This window comes from Curtobacterium ammoniigenes NBRC 101786 (genome assembly GCF_001571045.1).
Taxonomy (GTDB): Bacteria; Actinomycetota; Actinomycetes; order Actinomycetales; family Microbacteriaceae; genus Curtobacterium; species Curtobacterium ammoniigenes.
Genome location: NZ_BCSV01000002.1, coordinates 120,568 through 142,383, shown reverse-complemented (window position 1 = coordinate 142,383; position 21,816 = coordinate 120,568). Strand labels below are relative to the sequence as shown.

Below are 21,816 nucleotides of genomic sequence, written 5' to 3'. Positions count from 1 at the left end.
GGAGATCGTCGAAGGCTCGGCGCTGAGTTGGATGCGACAGCCCGTTCGCGGGGCCTTGAAAGTCGAAGCGTTTCGATTATGGTGCTGTTGTGCAGAGAAACGCTAGCCCGAGCATGGGCGACGTCGCCGAGGCCGCCGGAGTGTCCCTGAGTACCGTGAGCTATGTCCTGAGTGGCAAGCGCACGATCTCGGCCCCGACGCGCGAGCGAGTCGAGTCGGCGATCCGGGCGCTCGGCTTCAGCCCGAACGCCGGTGCTCGTGCGCTCGCGTCGCGAAAGTCGCACACGATCGGGCTGATGGTCCCCTTCAGCCCCGACGTGGACTTCACGGTGGTCATGCAGTTCGTCGGCGCAGCGGTCACAGCGGCGCGCGCGGTGGATTACAACGTGCTGCTCCTGACGCACGAGGACGGGTCCGGGATGAAGCGCGTGGCGGCATCGGGCTCGATCGACGGGGTCGTGATGATGGACGTCGAGTATGACGACCCGCGCCTCCCGGTGCTCGCGCAGCTCTCCATCCCGTCGGTGCTCATCGGGATGCCGCGTGACGTGGGCGGCCTGGCCTGCATCGACTTCGACTTCACGCAGGCATCCCGCACGGCGGTGGGTCATCTGGTCGCACTCCGCCGCCGGAACGTCGTGTTCATCGGCTCCCCCGCGCAGGCCCTGACGCGGCACGTGAACTACGCGGAACGCGCAGTCAACGGGTTCGTCGACGCCGCGACCGATGCCGGGATCCGGCATCTGGAGCTCAGTTGCGAGCCCGGACTCGCGGCGGCGGAGGAGGTGGTCTTCGAGACCCTCTCCCGAATGCCGGACGTGGACGGCATCGTCGTCCACAACGAGGCGCTGCTGCCGTTCCTGCAGGCCGCGTGCGGTCGCGCCGGGGTTGAGATCCCCCGACAGGTGAGCGTCGTGGCAATCTGTCCCGACAATCTCGCGGAGGCCGCACCGCTGCCGTGGACCTCGGTCGGGATTCCCACGGAACTGATCGGACGCACTGCGGTCGACATGCTGATGAGCCGTATCGACGGCGAGCCGCAGCCGCCCGAGCAGCGGCTGGTCGGCGCCCCGCTCACCCCTCGAGCCACCTCGATCCAAGCGGCCTGACCCGCCTCCGCGGCGCGGTCGACGAGAGTGCTTGTGGGTGAACCCACCTCCATGTACTATCGAAGCGCTTAAACAAAGTTTGCGCACCATTTCGATGCGTAGGCCCCTCGACACGACTGATGAACGTCACAAAGGAGTGAACGTGCTGGACGGAACACCCGCCGCGGTGACCACGCTCGACGAACGCGCCGTGACCGTCGCACCGGCCAAAGCGAACGCGCGACGGACCGAGCGGAAGCGCTCCCGCACCTCGTTCCGGCTCTTCCTGTACTTCACGCCGTTCCTGTTGCTGATCTTCCTGTTCTCGTACTACCCGCTGTACGGGTGGATCTACGCGTTCTTCAACTACTATCCGGCGCTCGGCATCGCGCACAGCCCGTTCGTCGGCCTGGAATGGTTCAAATTCCTGGTGAACTCTCCGACCCAGCTGAAGCAGATCGGGCAGGTGCTCCTGAACACCTTCGCGATGAGCTTCCTCGGCATCGCGAGCTCGGTGCTGCCGGTCGGATTCGCGCTGTTCCTCAACGAGATGAAGGCCGGCTGGTTCAAGGGCGTCGTGCAGACCCTGACCACACTCCCGAACTTCATCTCCTGGGTGCTCATCTACATGATCGCGTTCTCGATGTTCTCGACGACCGGGCTCGTGAACTCCACGCTGAAGGACTGGGGCTTCATCGTCACCCCGATCCAGTTCCTGAACACCGACTCGCACACCTGGCTGATGATGCTCGCCTGGAACGTGTGGAAAGGCCTCGGGTGGGGCGCGATCCTCTATCTCGCGTCGATCACGTCGATCGATCCGGCCCTCTACGAGGCCGCGAAGATCGACGGTGCGGGCCGATTCCAGATCATGCGGTTCGTGACACTCCCCGCGCTCACGCCCACGTTCTTCGTTCTGCTCATGCTCTCCGTCGCGAACATCCTGAACAACGGGATGGACCAGTACTACGTCTTTCAGAACGCCTTCAACGAGCAGCACATCCAGGTGCTCGATCTCTACGTCTACAACGTCGGCATCGTCGGCAACAGCCTGTCGATGGCCGCCGCGCTCAGCATGCTGAAGAGCCTGGTCTCGATCGTGCTGCTGTTCGGCGTCAACTCCCTCTCCAAGCGCGTGCGCGGCACCTCGATCATCTAGGGGCACACCTCATGACGGTTTCTCTTTCGGCGCGCGGCAGCAGGCGCAAGCGCCCCGCTCCCTCGCTCGGCGACGCGACGTTCTCGACGCTGAACTACGTCCTCTTCGGGCTGTTCACGGTGCTCTGCGCATACCCGTTCTATTTCCTGATCATCAACTCGATCAGCTCGAACAACCTCAGTGCACTGGGTCAGGTCCGGTTCTGGCCGGTCGGGCTCCATTTCGACAACTACACGCAGATCATGGCGCTGGGCGGCCTGACCTCGGCTGCAGCGGTGTCGATCGCACGAACGGTGCTCGGTACGGCGTGCACGGTCCTCGCGAGCGCATTCCTCGGCTACCTGTTCACGCAGGAGAAGATGTGGAAGCGTCCGCTCTGGTACCGCGTGGTCGTCGTCACCATGTACTTCAATGCCGGACTGATCCCGATGTACCTGACGATGCGCAACCTGCATCTCACGAACACGTTCTGGGTCTACATCCTTCCGGCGATCGTGCAGCCCTTCAACGTCATCCTCGTCAAGACGTATATCGAGTCTTTGCCGAAATCACTCCAGGAAGCCGCGGAGATCGACGGCGCTGGCCCGCTGACGATCTTCTTCCGGGTGATCCTGCCGAACTGCACACCCATCCTCGCAACGGTCGCCATCTTCTCTGCGGTGGCGCAGTGGAACTCGTTCCAGGACACCCTGATCTACATCACGGACCAGCGGCTCTATTCGCTGCAATACCTCCTCTACACCTACCTCAATCAGGCCGCGAGCCTCGCGCAGGCTGCGCGGAACACGGTCGGGCAGAGTCTCGGGTCGCTCGCCGGAGCGGCGTCGCAGCAGACCACGACCTCGATCCAGACGACGATCTCCGTCATCGTCGTGCTGCCGATCCTCTTCATCTATCCGCTGTTCCAGCGCTACTTCGTGAAGGGCATCATGCTCGGCGCGGTCAAGGGCTAGCCCGTCCTCTTTCGATCTCCCCCCATCAGCACATTCACCACATGAAGGAACCCCAATGACGAAGTACGACGCTGTACAACTGTCACGACGCGGCTTTCTCGGCGGCTTCGCCGGGCTGGTCGCTGTCGGAGCACTCGCTGGCTGCACGAGCAGCGGAACGACCACGGCGGCCTCCGGTCCCGGTGCAGCCTTCGGCGGCCCCTACAAGAAAGCAGAGACGATCACCGTCTTCGACGGTCTGGCGAACTACCAGGGCGTGCAGAAGGGGTGGTTCGGACACCTCATCTCGAAGAAATTCAACCTGTCGATGAACGTCATCGCCCCGAACGTCTCGGGCGGTGGCGACACGCTCTACAACACCCGCGTCGCCGCGGGCAACCTCGGGGACCTGATCGTCACGGACCGCGGCCAGAAGTTCGACCAGCTGATTCAGGGCGGCCTGCTGTTCGACTTCTCGAAGTACTACGCGCAGATGAAGAACGCGAAGGAGTACGACGCCGCAGTGCAGAAGCTCAACAGCGGCAAGAAGGGCATCTACGGGATTCCGGTGTCCGTCACCTCACTGAAGCCGACCACACCCTCCGAGGGGCTCGACCCCACGTTCGGTCCGTACATGCGCTGGGACTACTACAAGGAGCTCGGCTATCCGACGATGAAGACCCTCGAGGACATGATCCCCGTCCTCAAAGAGATGCAGCAGGCGCACCCGAAGGCCGACAACGGCAAGGCGACCTATGCCTTCTCGCTGTTCAAGGACTGGGACGGCAACATGATGACCGCGGCGAAGCAGCCCGCGTGCTTCTACGGATTCGACGAGATGGGCTTCGTGCTCGCCAAGGCGGACGGTTCGAAGTACGAGAGCATCATCGACAGCGACTCGCACTACGTCCGGTCGCTCAAGCTCTACGCGACCGCGAACCAGCAGGGTCTCGTCGACCCCGACTCGCCCACCCAGAACTACTCGACCATGTACGCCAAATTCCAGAACGGCCAGACCCTGTTCGCGTGCTGGCCGTGGCTCGCCAAGCCCGCCTACAACACCACCGCAAACCTCGCTGCGGGCAAAGGGTTCGAGTTCACGCCGATCAACGACCTCGACATCTTCTCCTACGGAGCCTCCATCTACGGCGGCACCCAGCTGTTCAGCATCGGGTCGAAAGCGGCCGATCCGGAGCGGATCGCCGCGTACCTCGACTGGCTGTACTCGCCGGAGGGCATCTACGCCAGCGGCGCGCAGACCGGCGCCGCTCCCGGTCCCGAAGGACTGACGTGGCAGCTCGGGTCGGACAAGAAGCCGGAGCTCACCGCGCTCGGCAAGCAGGCGCTGCTCGGCGGCGGAGCCACGGTCCCGGCGAGCTGGGGCGGTGGCAAGTTCTCGGACGGCGTCTCCGCGCTGAACGCCACGACCGTGCTGCCGATCGACGTCGACCCGAGCACGGGTCTGCAATACGAGTACGCGTTCTGGCCGAGCTATCAGAAGGCCAACTCCAACCCCGTCATCAACGACTGGAAGTCGAAGATGGGCAACGTCGACGGTGACATCGCGTACTTGCAGAAGAAGCACCAGCTGCTCGTCGCCCCGGGGTCGGGCTACGCCGCTCCAGCCGATCCGCCGCAGATCTCCACGATCCGCAACCAGGCGAAGGCGATCATCGTGCAGTCCTCGTGGAAGATGAGTCTCGCCACGAGCGAGAACGAGTTCAACAGCCTCCTGAAGGACATGCAGTCCACGGTCAAAGGGCTCGGCTACGCGACGGTCTTGAGCTTCGACATGGACAACGCGAAGGCGCAGAACGAGGCGCGTCTGGCGGTCAAGAAGAAGTTCGGCTGACCCCGAGTCGCGTGCGGCGGCCTGGCTCCCCGGGGCTCGGCCGCCGCTCCGTCACTCCTGGCCGTTCGCCCGGGCCTCCTGGTGGCGGAACGCGAGTCCGAACATCCGGGACATCAGATAGGCGCCGAATGCTGCGCCGACTGTGGCGAACAGGAACAGCGCCGGGTGGAAGATCCACATCAGCGCCGCTGACACGACGAGCACGAGCACGACGCCGAGCGTCAGCAGCGGCTGCGCCATCGGGAACAGATATGCGTTCCGGATGGTCCGGCGTGCGGTGTTCTCGAACCGCGCGACCAGTGCGCAGCCGTACAGGAATGCGACACCGCAGTACAGCGCTCCGAGCGCGGTGATCACCCCCGCCAACGCGGAGAGACCGATTCCGAGCGCGAACCAGAACACCGACACATACGCCAGAAGGAGCATCGGCAGCATGGTGGCCGCAGCCACGATCGAAGCCGAACGCCAACTGCCCTTCAGCGCTGAGAAATATCCCCGGAGCAGGTGTCCGCGCTGTTCGTCAGCGAATCGCCACATCACTTCGAACAGAGCCGCGGTCGCGGCCCCGATCGTGACGATCGGAATGCAGCAGAGCAGGTAGATGACGTTGAGCGCGATGAACAGCACAAGCGTGCTGATGCCATCGATGGCTTTGTTGTCGGGATCGATCTGCACGCAGTGAAAGCTAGCCCATACCGGCCGGAGGCCGAGAAGAAGGAGTCGTCCATGACCGAGGTCGAGGAGCTGATCGCCAGGCTCACCGTTCCAGAGAAGCTGCGCCTGTTGCACCAGCATGCGCCGGCCCTGCCCGAGCTCGGACTGCCGCCATACCACACCGGCTGCGAGGCGCTGCACGGCGTGGCCTGGGCCGGGATCGCGACGGTGTTCCCACAGGCCGTCGGCCTGGCTTCCACCTGGGACGAGGAGCTGCTCGGCGCCGTCGGTCGCGCGGTCGCGCTCGAACTGCACGCGATGCAGTCGGAGGATCCAGACCTCGGCCTGAACGTCTGGGCGCCCGTAGTGAACCCGCTCCGAAACCCGCGCTGGGGGCGCAACGAGGAGGGCTACTCCGAAGACCCGACCCTGACGGCGCGCAGCGCGATCGCATTCACTGCCGGGTTGCGCGGCGACGGGGAACGGTGGCTCACCGCTCCGACGCTGAAGCATTTCGTCGGCTACAACAACGAGGACGACCGCGACCTCACCTCTTCTGCGCTCTCGGCGCGCACGTTCCGCGAGTACGAGCTGCCGTGTTTCCTCGATCCGATCCGAGCCGGCAGTGTCGCCGCCGTGATGGCGTCGTACAACCTCGTCAACGGCATCCCGGCGCATGTCTCACCGGTGCTCGACGAGCTGCGCGCGGAGCTCGCCGATCCGGACGACCTCGCGATCGTGAGCGACGCGGGCGCGCCCAGCAATCTGTGGAAGCGCGAGGGCTGGTCCGCCGATGCGCCGCACGGCGTCGCGGCCGTCGTGGCGGCGGGGGTCGACAATCTCACCGACGACGGACCGGAGTGGGCGCCGACTGTCGAAGCGCTCACGCGAGCACTCGGTGACGGTCTGATCGGGATCGAACAGATCGACCGAGCGGTGCGTCGACTGGTGCGCCTCCGCGCGAAGACCGGTGACCTCGCGCCGCGGAACTACGACGGTCCGTCGGCGGCTGCGCTCCGTGAGGCGCATCGCCCGCTGGCACTCCGGGCGGCGACCGATGCGATCGTGCTGCTCACGAATCGACACGGCACCCTGCCGCTCGGGCCGGAGGCGCCACTCGCTGTGGTCGGTCCGCTCAGCCAGCGGATCCTCCTCGACTGGTACAGCGGCTCGCTTCCGTATGAGCGCACGATCGCCGATGCCTTCGCCACCGATGCGCCGGACACGCGGCTCGCACGGGGCGTCGATCGCGTCACGCTCGGCGCAGATGGTGCCGTCGTCGCCACCACGCCGGATGGTGCGCTCGTGCTCGGCGACGAGTCGGCCGAGTTCGAGCTCGAGCGGTGGGGGGCCGATGTCGTGACGCTGCGGGACGCCGCTTCCGACCGATTCCTCACCGTCGACGAGGGCGGAACGGTCACCGCCACCGCCGAGACGATCGGCGCCTGGGTCGTCCAGGAGGCGTTCGTGCTCGACACGGACGCCGAGGGCGCTGCCGTGCTGCGGCACCGCTGCGACGACCGATTCCTCGGGGTCGTCGATGGGCGGGTCGCGCTGGTCGACGCGCCGTTCGCGTGGGACCTTCGCGTTCGCCGGAGCGGTGCTGCCGAGGCTGCGGCGGCTGCGGCTGATCGGACCGCGGTGGTGGTCGTCGGCAACGACCCGCACCTCCTCGGACGCGAGACCGAGGACCGACCGTCGGTCGAACTGCCGGAGGCGTCCCTCGACCTGGTGCGCGCAGTGGCTGCCACCGCGGCTCGTGTCGTGCTCGTGATCGTGTCGTCCTACCCGTACGCGCTCGGTGAGGCAGCCGCCCTGGCCGACGCGATCGTGTGGACGAGCCACGGCGGTCAGGAACTGGGCGCGGCCGTCCACGCGGTCCTGACCGGTTCCGCCGGTCCGCGTGGCCGTCTGACGCAAGCGTGGCCGGCCTCCGATGCGGACGTGCATGACCTGCTCGACTACGACATCGTCGGGTCGCGGCAGACCTATCTGTACTCGCCGGTTCCTCCGGCGTTTCCGTTCGGGCACGGCCTGCACTACGGCACGACCGAGCTCACGGCCGGCGCGATCACGGCGACGAGGGTCCCAGCAGGGCCCGTCGCCGACGCGGATCGGCACCGCACGATCGCGCGTGCCACCGTCCGGGTGCGGAACATCGGCGCGAACACGGTCGATGAGCTCGTGCAGCTGTACGTCGGCGCGCGCGACGACGATGGTCCGCGGCGTCCGTTCCCTCGGAGGCGGCTCGTCGACTGGAGGCGCGTGTCACTCGCCGCCGGGGAGGAGCGGGAGGTCGCGTTCGACCTGCCGCTCGGCGCATTCGTGCAGTGGGATCCGCGGGGGGCACGCTGGTGCATCGAGCCGGGCGTGTACTCCGTGTTCGTGGGTCGCTCGGCGGAGGACGTGCCGGTCGTGCTGGAGATGCGCGCCGAGGGGGCCTCGATCGCTCCGCTGGAGGCCGGCGTGCTGCACGCCGTCGCCGCGTACGACGATGCGCGCGGCGCCGACCTGGTCACCGACCCGGCGACGGGCGTGACGGTGGTCCGACCGCGGGCCGGCGCCTCCGTCTCGGTCCGATTCCTCGATGTGCGCTGCGGAGCGGAGGGCCGGGTCGAGCTTCACGCCCGTCCCGCCGCCGATGGCGGCCGCATCGAGGTGCGCGTCTCCGTGCTGCAGCAGCAGGAGGCTGCGACGAGGGTCGTGGTCGGCGCGGACGGGCTCGGACTGACACGCCTGCCGAATGTCAATGCGGGCGATCTCGTGGATGTCGAGTTCGCGTGGTCCGGTGACCTGATGCTCCGGAAGTTCCGCATGGTGTGAGCGCCCGCGCGCCGGTGGGCCTGACCGTTACCGCTAACGTTGTCCCGGCGGAGGGAGCTGCGAGTGGTGGTGGCGGAGAGTGGCCGGACGAAAGCGCCCACGCTGTATGATGTGGCGCGCCTCGCCGGCGTGTCGCACCAGACGGTCTCTCGCGTCGTCAAGGGGCAGCCGCACGTCAGTGATGAGGTGCGTGCTCGCGTGACCGCAGCCATCGAGTACCTCAACTACCGGCCGAATCAGTCCGCCCGGTCGTTGGCGACGAGCCGGTCCAATCGGATCGGGGCGATCGCCTACGAGCTGCGCGCGAGCGGACCGAGCGCGATCGTCGAGGCGGCGAGCGCCCGGGCCCGGGACCGCGGGTATGTGCTCGACATCGTGAGCCTCGACCCTGGGAGCGACGCGGGCATTGCGGATGCGATCACGCTGGTGACGCAGTCGCATCTCGCCGGTGTGCTGGCGTTCACTCCGACGCAGCAGGTGGTGGAGGCGCTCAATCGGGCGCATTTCTCGGTGCCGATCAGCCTTGAATCGGAGTCGGACGATGGCAGCGCCCATGCCAGCCACACCGGCGAGGACGGTGTGGACCTCATGATCGACCATCTCGCCGGCCTCGGGCATCGCCGCATGTTCCTGATCGGCGGCCCGGACGGGTGGCTTGCGGCCGAGGGGCGGTCGCGCGCCTATCTCCGAAGCCTCGCCGAGCGGGGGCTGACGTCTGTCGGGTCGGTGCCGGGGGACTGGTCGGCGCAGTCCGGATACGACGGCGCGGCGCGGATGCCGCTCGATGCCGGGATCACCGCTGTCGTCGCCGCGAACGACCAGACGGCACTCGGTGCGATCGCGGCGCTGACGGAGCGGGGCCTGCGTGTTCCGGACGACATCAGTGTGGTCGGATTCGACGACATCCCGGAGTCGCGCTTCTTCCAGCCTGCGTTGACGACTGTTCGCTACGACTTCGCGAGCCAGGGGCGACTGCTGACGGATCGGCTGATCGCCCGGATCGAGGGGGAGCAAGTCCCGGACGCGGGTGCGCTCGCGCCCCCCGCCGCGGTGATCCGCGCCTCCTCCGCTCCTGCGCGGACCCGGTGATCCGCGCCTCGTCCGCTCCGGCGCGGACCCGGTGACGCTCGCCGTGTGAGCGGGGCGGCGCTCATCGGCTGCGCAGCGCCGGACCGCTCTCGGTGCCCCGGGGGTTGTTAGCGCTCACCAAAAGCGCTACGGTTGCCTCCGGCGTCAGGTTGTGAGCGATAACAGTCTCGTCAGCAGGCACTGCTCTCCCAGACGCATCGACCAACGACGCTCGTACCCCTCGAGAGGAACAGTTCAATGAAGAAGCGCTCCGCGACCGCGATCGGGGCCGGTCTTGTCACCGTGGCCCTCGCGTTGACCGGCTGCAGTGCGGGTGGAGGGTCGGCATCGTCCGGCGGCAGCTCCACCCTGACCGCATCCCAGGTCACGAAGGCGATGAACACCCCCACCACGATCTCGGTCTGGACCTGGGTTCCCGGGCTCGACAACGAGGTCGCCGCGTTCGAGAAGAAGTACCCGAAGATCAAGGTCGACGTCGTGAACGCCGGCCAGGGCGGAACCGAATACACCAAGCTGGAGGCCGCCATCCAGGCCGGCAAAGGCGCACCGGATGTCGTGCAGCTCGAGTACTCCGAGCTGCCGTCGATCCGCGTCACGAATTCGCTCCTCGACCTCACCCCGTTCGGCGCCACGTCGATCAAGTCGAAGTTCACCTCAGGTGCGTGGGCGAACGTCGCGAGCAACGGCGGAGTCTGGGGCGTTCCGCAGGACCAGGGGCCGATGACGTTCATGTTCCGGAAGGACATCCTGGCCAAGGCCGGGATCACGAGCGCACCTGCGACCTGGGCCGAGTTCATGCAGGACGCGAAGACCGTGAAGGCGAAGACCGGCGCATCCCTCGCCGACTTCGGACCGACCGACCCGGAGCAGATCGTCGGCATGATGCAGCAGGCCGGCGCCGCACCGTTCGCCTACGACGGCAAGAAGACGGTCACCATCAACCTCACCGGTTCGAAGATCAAGCAGGTCGCCGACTATCTGACGCAACTCTTCCAGTCCGGCGGCGTGTCGACCGATCCGGCGTGGACGAACGACTGGTACCAGGCGTTCGCGAAGGGCGACTACGCCGGCTGGGTGGTCGGCGCCTGGGGGCCCGAGGATCTGATGGGCTCCGCGGCGAACACCTCGGGCGACTGGACCGCAGCACCGCTGCCGCAGTGGTCCGCCGGCCAGGACTCGGGTGGCAACTGGGGAGGCTCGGCGGACGCCGTCATGAAGACCTCCAAGAACCCGATCCCCGCGTACGAGTTCATCAAGTTCCTGAACTCTGACCCGGCCTCCGTGTCCCAGCTGACGCTGAACCCGAAGTCGGCGCTGTTCCCGACGACGCTGAGCGTGCTGAACTCCTCGAGCTTCCAGGACCAGAAGGTCGCGTTCTTCGGCGGTCAGAAGGCGAACCAGACGTTCGCGGCGATCTCGAAGACGGTGAGCCCGAACTTCCAGTACCTCCCGTTCTGGAACTACGCGCAGACCGCGTGGGGCGACACCGTCGGCAAGGCGATCACTGCGCACACCGATATCTATTCGGCGATCCAGAAATGGCAGACCGTCCTGGTCAACTACGCCAAGCAGCAAGGATTCACCGTCAAGCAGTGAGGTTCCACGGGCCGGGGCGCACGAACAGCACCTCGGCCCGTGACGACCCCTCCCAGGAGCCCACATGACCGCAGTCCCACTCCGCGAATCACGTTCCACGCCCGCGAACGCGTCGCGCCGCCCCCGCCGACGGCGAACGATCGCCCCATATCTGTTCATCGCCCCGTTCCTGATCTTCTTCGCGGCGATGCTGCTCGTCCCCATCTTCTATGCCCTGTATCTGAGCCTGTTCCAGCATCAGCTCATCGGTGGGGATGTGTTCGTCGGGCTCGCGAACTACGTACACGCGTTCGCCGACTCGGCGTTCTGGAACGGTGTCGTACGGGTCCTGCTCTACCTGGTCATCCAGGTGCCGATCATGCTCGGCCTCGCGATCTTCTTCGCGCTCGCGATCGACAGCGGCCATCTCCGAGGCAGCAAGTTCGTGCGGCTCGCGATCTTCGTGCCGTACGCCATTCCCGGAGTGGTGTCCACGCTGATGTGGGGCTACTTCTACGGCAACAACTTCGGCCTGATCGCCCAGATCTTCCGCGCGCTGCATCTCACGCCGCCCGACCTGCTCGCGGCCAACACGATCCTCGGCTCGATGATGAACATCTCCACGTGGCAGTTCGTCGGCTACAACATGATCATCATCTACGCCGCCCTGCGGTCGATCCCGACCGAACTGTTCGAGTCGGCGGCGCTCGACGGCGCAGGACAATGGCGGATCGCCTGGAGCATCAAACTCCCCGCGGTTCGCGGCGCCGTCCTGATCTGCGTGATCTTCTCGGTGATCGGCTCGTTCCAGCTCTTCACGGAGCCGAGCCTCCTCCAGCCGCTCGCGCCGACGGTGATCACGAACTCGTTCACGCCGACCTTCTACGCGTACAACCTGGCTTTCACGAACCTCCAGGCCAACTACGCCGCGGCCGTCGCGTTCATCCTCGGATTCTCGATCATGGTCGTCTCCTACGTCGTGCAACTGAGCACGCAGAGAAGGAACCGTCTCGCATGACCACCAGCCTCGCCGCGTCGACGCGGAAGCCGCGTCGGAAGCGGAGCAGCATCATCCTGACCGTCGGTCTCTGGACGGCGTGCGTCTACTTCCTCGCGCCGTTCGCCTGGCTCGTCATCGCCTCCACCAAGAACGACACGGACCTGTTCAACACGTTCGGTCTCTGGTTCGGCCACGCGTTCGAGTTCTTCGCCAACCTCGGCACGGTGTTCACCTACGAGAATGGCTCGTTCGGGATCTGGCTGCTGAACTCCGCCTACTACGCTCTCGTCAGCGCGGTCGGTGCGGTGCTCCTCGCCACGCTCGCCGGTTACGCGTTCGCGAAGTATCGCTTCGCGGGGAAGACCGGCATCTTCAGCGTCGTGCTCGGATCGATCATGATCCCCGGCACGGCATTGGCGCTGCCGACCTATCTGCTGTTCGCACACCTGAACCTCACGAACACCCCGTGGGCGGTGATCCTGCCGTCCGTCGTCAACCCGTTCGCGCTGTATCTGGTGATGGTCTATGCGCAGGACGCGGTCGATGACAGCCTGATCGAGGCGGCGCGCATCGACGGTGCCGGCGAGTTCCGCATCTTCTGGCAGATCGCCATGCGCCTCCTCGGCCCGGCCATGGTGACGGTGTTCCTGCTGGCGCTCGTCGCGACGTGGAACAACTACTTCCTGCCGCTCATCATGCTGAACCAGTCGAACCTGTATCCGATCACCGTCGGGCTCGCGCAATGGGCGTCGTCGAGCAACGCCGGCGGCGGCGCCCGCGTGCTGTTCTCGACCGTCATCACCGGATCGTTCATCTCGATCCTGCCGCTGATCGCATCGTTCCTCTATCTCCAGCGCTACTGGCAGTCCGGCCTCTCCAGCGGCGGGGTCAAGGGATGACCCCGTCCACCACGACCCTTCACAGAACAGGCTTTGACATGACGTTGACCGCCCCCGCAACCACGCGTGCGGGTATCGTCCCCGGACTTGACCGGATCGCGTTCGGTGGGGACTACAACCCCGAGCAGTGGCCCCGCGAGGTCTGGGACGACGACATCAAACTGATGACCGAGATCGGGGTGAACCTGGTCAGCGTCGGCATCTTCTCCTGGGTGCTCCTGGAACCCCGGGAAGGGCAGTTCGATTTCGCATGGCTTGACGACGTGTTCGACAGACTCCACGCCGCCGGCATCGGCGTCAGCCTCGGAACCCCGACCGCCTCACCACCGGCATGGTTTTGGAAGCAGCACCCCGACGCACGCCCCGTGACCCGAGACGGCATCCCATTGGGATTCGGCTCGCGCGGCATGATGAGTCCAAGCGCTCCCGCATACGCCGCCGCCTGCGAACGCATCGTCACGGCTCTGGCCGAACGCTACGGCACGCATCCAGCGCTCCGGCTCTGGCACGTTCACAACGAGTACGGGGCACCAGTCTCCGAGTCCTACGACACCCACTCCGTTGACGCGTTCCGCGTGTGGCTGGCGAAACGCTACGGGACGTTGGAGCACCTGAACGACGCCTGGGGAACGGCATTCTGGGGTCAACGCTACGGCGAGTGGGACGAGATCGACGCGCCGCGCCGCGCCGCCACCACCGTCAACCCGGCTCAGCGACTCGACTTCGCCCGCTTCACCAGCGATGCGCTGCTAGCGTGCTTCGTTCGCGAGCGCGACATCCTTCACCGCCTCTCGCCGGGTATTCCCGTGACCACCAACTTCATGGCCACCAGCTGCCCCGCGATGGACTACTGGAAGTGGGCCCGCGAGGTCGACATCGTCTCCAACGACCACTACCTGACCGGAGAACGCCGCGACGCGCATGTGCTGCTCGCGATGGACGCGGATATGACTCGCTCCCTCGCCGCCGGGAAGCCATGGCTGCTCATGGAACACTCCACCTCAGCCGTGAACTGGCAAGACCGCAACATCGCCAAACGCCCAGGCGAACTCGAACGCAACAGCCTCAGCCACTGGGCGCGAGGAGCCGACGGGATCCTCTTCTTCCAATGGCGGGCATCCCGCTCCGGAGCGGAAAAGTTTCACTCCGCGATCGTGCCGCACCAGGGAGCGCAGTCCCGGATCTTCACCGAAGCCGCTGAACTCGGCCGCCACCTCGGCGACCTCCGCGACGCGTTAGGCACCCGGGTGCACGCGCGCGCCGCAATCCTGTGGGACTGGGAGTCGTTCTGGGCGCAAGACTTGGAATGGCGCCCCTCGAAGGACCTGAGCCACCGACGGCAAATCGAGAACTACTACACCTGGCTCTGGCAACTTGGTCTCACCGTCGACTTCGCGCATCCCGAAGCTGACCTGGCGTCCTACGACCTCGTCCTTGCCCCCAGCCTGTATTTGATGAGCGAGGCAGCTGCCGCGAACGTTGAATCGTTTGTTCGCGCGGGCGGCACCCTGATCGCCGGCTACTTCAGCGGCATCGTCGGCGTGCACGACAACGTCCCCGCCGCCCCGCTGCCGCACGGACTCAGCGCCGTCCTTGGTCTTTCGATCGACGAATTCGCGCCGCTGCGCAGCGGCGAAACCGCCGACCTGTCAAATGGTCTCAGTGGCACCGTCTGGACCGACCTGCTCACCGCGACGTCCGCGCGCACCATCGCCACATACACCACCGGCCCGGCGGCCGGCGGTGCTGCGATCACGCGCAACACCCTCGGTGCCGGCAGCGCGTGGTATGTCTCCACGGAACTCGATCCGGACGGGCTCGCCAGCGCGCTCGCTCCGGCCCTCGAAGACGCCCGCATTCGGGCCGACTCCGCCCGCGAACCGCAACTCGAGCACATCACCCGGCTCGGAGACGACGTGGCCTACGAGGTGTACCTCAACCACACGGACCGCACCCTCCGACTGCAGACCGACGGTACCGACGCGGTGAGCGGCGAGCCCGTCGGCGGGGAAACCGAAATCGCTGCGGGCGGTACCCGCATTATCCGTCATCCCATTCAGTAACTCGGTCACCATCACGACAAAGGAGTCACGCCGATGAACACCCACGATCCCATCAGAGTGAGCCGCCGCAGCGCCCTCGGCGTCGGCGTCGTGATCGCCGCAGCGGCAATCGGCATCCCCGACGCCGCGCAGGCGCACACCCCGAACCGTGCCGGAACGGGGACCGTGCTCAATCCCGCATTCAACGCCGATGGCACCGGCACAGCGCACCCCACTGGGTGGAACGTCACCGGTGACGCGGCCGCGTCGTTCACCGAAGCAACCCAGTATGGGTACGCCGGCGACGGATTCCAGCTCACCCACTGGAGCGCCAACCCGTACACGGTTGACACCTGGCAGCGCATCAGCGGGCTCCCCAACGGCACCTACACGCTGAGTGTCTGGGTCAAATCCGGTGGAGGTGACACGGCCAACTACATCGAACTGGAATCCGGACCTCGCACAAGCCGGACCTCGGTCCCTGTGATCGCGACCGGCAGCTGGCTCAACGTCGTCACCTCCGTCCACGTCACCGGACACGAGGCAACCATCCACCTGGTCTCGGACAGCGCCGCAGGAAATTGGACCAACTACGGCCTGGTCGCGCTGACGCCGGGCGACACCGCGCTGCCCATCCGCGGGGCGGACCTGTCCAGCCTGGTGCGGGGCGAGGCGCTCGGAGGCGTCTATTACGACATGCAAGGACGCCAGCGCAGCGCCTGGGACATCCTGGAGGCTGCGGGCATGAACTATGTGCGCCTCCGCGTGTGGGTGCATCCCGAAGACGGCTTCGACGACGAGCAGCAGCTCCTCGACGGTGCGCGCCAAGCCAAGCGTCGCGGCCAGAAACTGCTACTCGACTTTCACTATTCCGACACCTGGACCGACCCCGGGCATCAGGCCACGCCATCGGCCTGGGCGAACTTCACCCTGCCCCAACTTCAGCAAGCCGTACACGACTACTCCGCCGACGTCGTCAGTGCTCTTGTCCGCCAGGGCACCCCACCAGACATGGTACAAATCGGAAACGAAATCAACGGCGGCCTCCTCTGGCCGCTCGGCATGAACTACGGCTCAGCCACCGCGTTCGCCGACTTCGCTTCGCTGCTCAAGGCAGGTATCGCCGGCGTGAAATCAGCGGCCCCACGCGCCCAAATCGCATTGCACATCGCCAACGCCGCGAACTGGGGCGGCGTGCAATGGTTCTACGACAACGTGCAGGCGCAGAACGTCCCGTTCGACCTGATCGGGCTTTCGTACTACTCGTACTGGCACGGCTACCTCGACGAGTTGCAGACGACGCTGAATTACACCGCCGCGCGCTACCGCAAACCCATCTTCCTCGCCGAGACGGCGTACCCATGGACGCTGCAAAGCGGCGACCCGACCGCGAGTCTCAGCTTCAGCGACAGCAGCGAACTGGAAACCGGATACCCGGCCACACCAGCCGGACAAGCCGCGATGTTCCGTGACACATTAAGCATCGTCCAAGCGGTTCCCGATGGCCTCGGACTCGGCGCGTTCTACTGGGAACCCGCGTGGACCGTCGTGAAGGGCAACGGATGGGATCCGACGAACCCGAGCGCTGGCGACGGCTGGGAGAACCAGGCCATGTTCGACTACAGCGACCATGCCCTGCCCGCCCTCACCGTCTACAACCCGCGGTGACACCGTGACCGCCGACCCTGCAGAACAACGACCTCTCGGAGGCACCGACCTGAAGGTGTCGGCGGTCACCCTCGGCACGTCGAACTGGGGACCGCTCAGAGCCGACGAATCGCCCGCCCATCGGGATCAGCGGATCGCGGACCTCGCGGACGCCTTCTTCAACGGCACTCTGCCGGTCAGCGCCCTCGACACGTCCAACATCTACGGAGGATCGCTGGCCGAACACCTGATCGGTGATGCCCTCGAACGGGCGAACGGGCTGAAGCCCGGGCAGCTTCTGCAAACCAAACTGGATCGGCGGCTCTCCGACGGCGACTTCAGCGCGGAGCAGATGCGGCGATCCCTCGACGAGTCGCGGGCGCGGCTTCGTCTCTCGCACCTCCAGATGCTCTACCTACACGACCCCGAACAGATCGGCTTCGAGCGGGCAATGGCCCGAGGCGGTCCCGTCGATGCCCTCGTCGCGATGCGCGACGTCGGCATCACCGCGCACATCGGCATCTCAGGAGGTCCCGTTCGCATGCTCGAACGCTTCCTCCGCACAGGGCTGTTCGACGCCGTCGTCACCCACAACCGGTTCACGCTCCTGGACCGATCCGCTGACCAACTGCTGGACGTCGCGGCAGAGCGCCGGATCGGCGTGTTCAACGCAGCACCCTACGGCGGCGGCATCCTCACCGGCGATCGACGCTTCGCAAACAGCTACGGATACCGGCCCCTGCACTCCGAGACCGCTGCCGCATTCCACGGGATCCAGCGTCTGTGTGACGAGGCGGGTGTCTCGGTGGGCGCGGCAGCGCTGCAGTTCAGTATGCGAGAACCTCGCGTGCACTCCACGATCGTTGGCGCTTCGGACCGCGCCCGATGGGAGCAGAGCGTGCGCTACGCCGCCGAACCGATCCCTCCCGGGCTCTGGGATGACATTGAAGCCCTCCGACCATCATCGGCTGCGGCCCTTGACGAAGGAGCATCCCGCTGACGCACCACGCCGCCGACAGCCGCTACGAACAAATGCAATACCGCCGAGCAAGTGGGAGCGGCCTCACGCTACCCGAGCTTTCCCTCGGGCTCTGGCACAATTTCGGCACAGATCGCGACCTCGACACCCAACGTGCGATCGTGCTGCGCGCCTTCGACCTTGGCATCACTCACTTCGACCTCGCCAACAACTACGGCCCACCCCCCGGAGCAGCAGAAGAAACCTTCGGACGGATCCTCCGCAGGGACCTTCACCGGTACCGTGACGAGATCGTCATCGCAACCAAGGCGGGCTACCGCATGTGGGAAGGCCCCTACGGCGACGGCGGCTCGCGCAAATCGATGCTCGCGTCGCTGCATCAGAGCCTCAGCCGCCTCGGCGTCGAATACGTCGACATCTTCTACTCACACCGCCCTGACCCGAACACGCCCATCGAGGAGACCATGGGTGCGCTGACGAGAGCTCTTCAGAGCGGAAAGGCGCTCTACCCGGCCCTGTCGAACTACGACGCCGAGCAGACTCGTGCAGCGCAGTCAGCGCTGACACGCAACGGGACGCCGGCCGTGCTGCATCAGACGCGATACTCCATGCTCGACCGCACGTACGAGCACACTCTCCAGCACGTACTGACCGAACTGAGCATCGGCACCACCGTGTTCTCCCCCCTTGCCCAAGGGCTTCTCACCGACCGCTATCTTGGCGGCGGCACTCCCGACGGATCGCGGGCCACGACGAGCCCATTCCTGCACCGCGCCGACATCACCCAGACGTACCTCCGCACCGCCCACGCGTTGAACGCTCTTGCCGCGGAACGCGCGCAAACCCTGTCCCAATTCGCGCTGACATGGGTTCTTCGGGACCCAGCGGTCACGTCCGCGATCATTGGCGCAAGCAGCGTTGAGCAGTTGGAGCAGAACATGCACATACTCACCGCGCCTCCGCTCTCAACGGCGGAACTCGCCGCAATCGAAATGGTCCTCCAATGACCGCGACCCGGACGCCCGCGCGCGTCGGCATCATCGGTACGGGGTGGCGTGCGGGGATGTTCGCCGATGTCGCCGCGGCGATCCCGGACCGCGTCGAGATCCAAGCAGCGCTGTCCCGATCGGACGAAGCGGCGCAAACGTTCGCCACCAGGCATCGCGTTCACGCTGTGGCCGACGCCGAGCGATTCCTGGCGCACGGGAAGTTCGATTTCGTGATCGTGTGTGTGAGCGCGGATGCGACTCCCACATGGGTGCGCGACCTGGCGTGGCGCGGTATCCCCACGCTCGTGGAAACACCGATTGCCCCCGACCGAGACTCCCTGACGGATCTGCTTCGGGACATACCGGTTGATGCGCCAGTCCAGCTCGCCGAGCAATACCGATATCAGCCACAGCACGCCGCCCGCCTCGCAGTCGTGCACTCCGGGCTGATCGGACCGCCACACGCAGCGTTCTCATCGGTGGCCCACTACTACCACGGCGTCAGTCTCCTGCGCGCGGCGCTCGGTATCGGATTCGAGCGGGTGACCATCTCGGCGGACAGGTTCACTGACCGCGTCCTCTCGACACTGGGACGGCGCGGATGGGATGCGAGCCCGACGATTCGCAGTACCGAGCGGGTATCCGCCCGGCTCGCCTTCCCGGATCGAGGCGCGCTAGCGCTTTACGACTTCGACGAGGAGCAGTACTTCTCTCCCATTAGAACGCGACACTTCTCCGTCTCAGGGGAGCGAGGAGAGATTGTCGACGACAATGTCACCTTCGCGCGCGGCATCGGCGACGTTGTTCGGCTCCGGCTGCATCGTGAGGAGACGGGTATCGACGGCGACCTCGAAGGCCGCTTCCTCCGCCGCATCACTCTCGCAGAACGAGTCGTGTATGACAACCCGTTCGCCCCGGCTCGACTCTCCGACGACGAGGTCGCGATCGCAACGGTCCTCACCAAAATGGCGGCCTTCGCTCAGAACGGGCGCGGCTTTTACGGTCTCGCGGACGCGGCGGAGGACCAATACCTTTCACTCCTCATCGCCGACGCCGCTCGGGGCGGTGGAACCGTGGACTCTGGTCGGCGTGCGTGGCAATCTGCGCCCAGCGCGCTTGCTCGAACGTTTGAGGCTCGCCGCTGACACCGACGGTGGTGGGGACGGGACTGCTGCAGGTTTGGTTGACTTGATGACGTGCCCATGGTTCGGTTACCCGCGATTGTTTGAGGATCGGGCCTGTTCTGAGATGCTCTTGCCACGCCGCGGCCGTTTCCACCGGAGTTCGGTCGACGGGCTGTCGCACTCGTCCGCGCCGGTAAACCCATCAGGACGGCCGGTGTCCAGCTCGGCGTCAGCGCCGCGTCGATCAATAACTGGGGCCGGACCAGATCGACCGCGGGGAACGACCCGGTGTCGCGACGTCGGCTGCCGTCGCAGCAACTCTGGTTAGTCTGTGAATAATCTGTACACTGGCTGCATGAGAAAAGCATCCACGAGCCGGCACGACGGGCCAGCCCGCTGTGCTAGGTCCGTTGTCGTCATGCCGTGGCGATGACGACATCGTCGACGGTAGGGGTCGGCCTGAGTCGGTGACGTCCCGGGGAGTGGTGTAGATCTCGGGCTCGAGTGTCGCGTCGTGGACGTGGTGAGCCATCGTGCGATGGTCAGTGAGAACTGTCTAGGAATCTCACAGAAGGACACAACGCACGATGGCTCTTGACCAGTCTGCCCTCCTCGAGTTGCTCGGGGAACTGAAACTGACCGATGTGAATGATCGGATCCGGGTCGCGACCGAGACGCTCTACCAAGAGCTGATCGACGCGGAAGCGGCCGCGTTCATCGGCGCTGCCCCGTTCGAACGGACACCGGCTCGAACCACGCAACGTAACGGCACCCGCCCGAGGACGCTCACCACGACCGCCGGGGATCTGGAGTTGCGGATCCCGAAGTTGCGGCAGGGGACGTTCTTCCCATCGCTGCTAGAACGGCGCCGCCGGGTCGATCAGGCCCTGTTCGCGGTCGTGATGGAAGCGTATGTGCACGGCGTCTCGACGCGGAAGGTCGACGACCTGGTCAAGGCGCTCGGTGCGGACACCGGGATCTCGAAGTCGGAGGTGTCGCGGATCTGCGGCGCCTTTGACGAGGACGTCGCCGCGTTCCGCGACCGACCCCTGGGCGACACGACCTACCCCTATGTGTTCCTCGATGCGACCTATTGCAAAGCGAGGATCGGCCGGCGGGTCGTGTCCCAAGCGGTCGTCGTCGCGATCGGCGTCGCTGCCGACGGGCGCCGGGAAGTCCTGGGCTTCGAGGTTGGCGACACCGAGTCGCAACCGTTTTGGACAACGTTCCTCCGCTCGCTGAAAGCCCGCGGACTGGACGGCGTGAAGCTCGTCATCAGCGACGCGCACACCGGGCTCATCGCCGCGATCGAGACGGTGTTCGTCGGCTCGAGCTGGCAACGATGCCGTGTCCATTTCATGCGGAACGTGCTCGCCACCATCCCCAAAGCCGCCGGCCCGATGGTCGCCTCGATCATCCGCACCATCTTCGCCCAACCCGACACCGAGCACGTCTTCGCCCAGTTTCACGAAGTCGTTCGCATGCTCACGCGCTCGCACCCGAAGATCGCGGAGATGCTCGAAGACGCCAAGAACGACATCCTCGCGTTCAGCGGATTCCCGCAGCAGCACTGGCGGCAGATCTGGTCCACGAACCCACTCGAACGGGTCAACAAGGAGATCAAACGCCGCACCGATGTGGTCGGCACGTTCCCGAACCCGGCCGCGCTGCTCCGCCTGGCCGGCCACGTCCTGATCGAGCAACACGACGAGTGGGACGGCGCCGACCGCCGCTACTTCAGCGAGCACTCCATGAAGCTGCTGAACACCACCGAAGAGGAGGTCGCGATCCCCGAACTCGCTGCGGCATAATCACAACAGCTGAACCTCGCACGGTGTTGAGAAACTCCACCACTCAGAGGGACGCCACCGCGGCGGGTTTCGGCTAGCGCGTCGCGGCGCTGTCATTTCCGATATTGCGAGCTCACAGGAATGCCCGCGGGACACCGTCTAGGACCAGGAAAA

Annotated in this window: 16 protein-coding genes; 15 read left to right on the top strand and 1 reads right to left on the bottom strand. The window is 65.8% G+C overall.

From position 1 onward, the window contains the following. The first annotated feature begins 89 nt into the window (after positions 1-89). The 4 genes from CAM01S_RS04315 to CAM01S_RS04300 all read left to right on the top strand — a co-directional run bounded on the left by CAM01S_RS04315 (position 90) and on the right by CAM01S_RS04300 (position 5,031). Complete coding sequence (locus CAM01S_RS04315) at positions 90-1,109, top strand: LacI family DNA-binding transcriptional regulator (RefSeq protein WP_245631531.1); 1,020 nt, start codon at positions 90-92, stop codon at positions 1,107-1,109. A gap of 142 nt (positions 1,110-1,251) precedes the next feature. Beyond that, the gene (locus tag CAM01S_RS04310; RefSeq protein WP_245631530.1) at positions 1,252-2,247 is read left to right on the top strand and encodes an ABC transporter permease; all 996 of its coding nucleotides are present in this window, start codon (positions 1,252-1,254) and stop codon (positions 2,245-2,247) included. An 11-nt stretch (positions 2,248-2,258) separates the two neighbouring features. Then, entirely contained in the window at positions 2,259-3,200 is a 942-nt protein-coding gene (locus CAM01S_RS04305; RefSeq protein WP_066517078.1) for a carbohydrate ABC transporter permease, read from the top strand. 55 nt (positions 3,201-3,255) lie between these two features. Beyond that, positions 3,256-5,031, top strand: coding sequence for a type 2 periplasmic-binding domain-containing protein (locus CAM01S_RS04300; protein ID WP_066517076.1), 1,776 nt, complete (start codon positions 3,256-3,258; stop codon positions 5,029-5,031). A gap of 51 nt (positions 5,032-5,082) precedes the next feature. On the opposite strand, the gene CAM01S_RS04295 is transcribed toward CAM01S_RS04300, so the two are convergent. Then, positions 5,083-5,706 (bottom strand): DUF624 domain-containing protein, encoded by a 624-nt coding sequence (locus CAM01S_RS04295; RefSeq protein WP_169795838.1) that lies wholly within the window; start codon positions 5,704-5,706, stop codon positions 5,083-5,085. A gap of 51 nt (positions 5,707-5,757) precedes the next feature. On the opposite strand from CAM01S_RS04295, the gene CAM01S_RS04290 reads away from it, so the two are divergent. From CAM01S_RS04290 to CAM01S_RS04240, 11 genes are all read left to right on the top strand, one after another. Next, complete coding sequence (locus CAM01S_RS04290; RefSeq protein WP_083527759.1) at positions 5,758-8,508, top strand: glycoside hydrolase family 3 C-terminal domain-containing protein; 2,751 nt, start codon at positions 5,758-5,760, stop codon at positions 8,506-8,508. 111 nt (positions 8,509-8,619) lie between these two features. Further along, positions 8,620-9,597 carry a LacI family DNA-binding transcriptional regulator gene (locus CAM01S_RS04285; protein WP_066517071.1) on the top strand — a complete coding sequence of 326 codons (978 nt, stop codon included), beginning with the start codon at positions 8,620-8,622 and terminating at the stop codon, positions 9,595-9,597. Between the two features lie 237 nt (positions 9,598-9,834). Next, on the top strand, positions 9,835-11,193 hold the full coding sequence (locus tag CAM01S_RS04280; RefSeq protein WP_066517070.1) for an ABC transporter substrate-binding protein: 1,359 nt from the start codon (positions 9,835-9,837) through the stop codon (positions 11,191-11,193). Positions 11,194-11,257: 64 nt separating this feature from the next. Further along, on the top strand, positions 11,258-12,190 hold the full coding sequence (locus tag CAM01S_RS04275; protein WP_066517069.1) for a carbohydrate ABC transporter permease: 933 nt from the start codon (positions 11,258-11,260) through the stop codon (positions 12,188-12,190). After that, entirely contained in the window at positions 12,187-13,071 is an 885-nt protein-coding gene (locus CAM01S_RS04270) for a carbohydrate ABC transporter permease (RefSeq protein ID WP_066517067.1), read from the top strand. Before CAM01S_RS04275 ends, CAM01S_RS04270 begins: the two co-directional genes overlap by 4 nt. A gap of 38 nt (positions 13,072-13,109) precedes the next feature. Continuing rightward, entirely contained in the window at positions 13,110-15,134 is a 2,025-nt protein-coding gene (locus tag CAM01S_RS04265; protein WP_066517065.1) for a beta-galactosidase, read from the top strand. Between the two features lie 33 nt (positions 15,135-15,167). Next, positions 15,168-16,781, top strand: a complete 1,614-nt coding sequence (locus CAM01S_RS04260) for a glycoside hydrolase family 53 protein (protein WP_083527757.1) — start codon at positions 15,168-15,170, stop codon at positions 16,779-16,781. Positions 16,782-16,785: 4 nt separating this feature from the next. Continuing rightward, positions 16,786-17,760 (top strand): aldo/keto reductase, encoded by a 975-nt coding sequence (locus CAM01S_RS04255; protein ID WP_169795837.1) that lies wholly within the window; start codon positions 16,786-16,788, stop codon positions 17,758-17,760. 32 nt (positions 17,761-17,792) lie between these two features. Further along, a complete protein-coding gene (locus tag CAM01S_RS04250; RefSeq protein ID WP_174520410.1) occupies positions 17,793-18,746 on the top strand; it encodes an aldo/keto reductase in 954 nt (317 codons plus the stop codon). Further along, positions 18,743-19,873, top strand: a complete 1,131-nt coding sequence (locus CAM01S_RS04245) for a Gfo/Idh/MocA family protein (protein ID WP_066517059.1) — start codon at positions 18,743-18,745, stop codon at positions 19,871-19,873. The genes CAM01S_RS04250 and CAM01S_RS04245 overlap by 4 nt, the downstream gene beginning before the upstream one ends. A gap of 566 nt (positions 19,874-20,439) precedes the next feature. Next, positions 20,440-21,663: an IS256 family transposase gene (locus CAM01S_RS04240; protein ID WP_066517057.1), complete on the top strand. Its 1,224-nt coding sequence runs from the start codon at positions 20,440-20,442 to the stop codon at positions 21,661-21,663. The last annotated feature ends 153 nt before the right edge of the window (positions 21,664-21,816 follow it).